The 519-nt window shown below is 72.8% G+C and carries 1 protein-coding gene; it reads right to left on the minus strand.

What is annotated here, in order from left to right:
• Nucleotides 1-95 precede the first annotated feature (95 nt).
• Nucleotides 96-519 (minus strand): hypothetical protein (locus tag LDO54_RS01670; protein WP_224005249.1); only part of this gene is annotated, 424 nt, incomplete at its 5' end.

Consider the following 519-nt stretch of genomic DNA (forward strand, 5'->3'; position numbering starts at 1 on the left):
ATCATGCCGGGCCTAGCTGACCAAATCCTCGATTGTCGAGGAGTGAAGATAGTAACGGGAGCTGGCGGCGCAGCGCGCCACCAGCGGCTGAGGCCTCATGAAATGCGCGGCCGGGTCGCCAGCAGACACGCGTCATGCGCAGCTTCCGGCCACCGGCGGCGGCTCCCGGCCGGGGGACCGGAATACCGCCGCCGTTGCTGCCTGGAATGGCGCGACCGGCCGTCGCGCCAATTCGGGGTGGCTGCGGCGCTGTCTGCGCACCGCCGTGCGAGATCAATGACTGCCGCCGCCATGGCCGCCACCGTGTCCGCCGCCGTACCCGCCGCCCGGGCCGCCTGACGGTCCACCTTTGCCGAATCCGCCTCCGAATCCTCCGCCGAAACCGCCGCCAAAGCCGCCGCCAAAGCCGCCGCCGAAGCCGCCCGAAGGTCCACCTGAAGGTCCGCCCGACGGTCCGCCGTGACCGCCGCTGCCGCAGCCGCAACCGCTGGAGCCGCCACCGCCGCCGCCGCCACCGCC

It is taken from the genome of Paraburkholderia tropica (genome assembly GCF_914484835.1).
GTDB lineage: Bacteria > Pseudomonadota > Gammaproteobacteria > Burkholderiales > Burkholderiaceae > Paraburkholderia > Paraburkholderia tropica_A.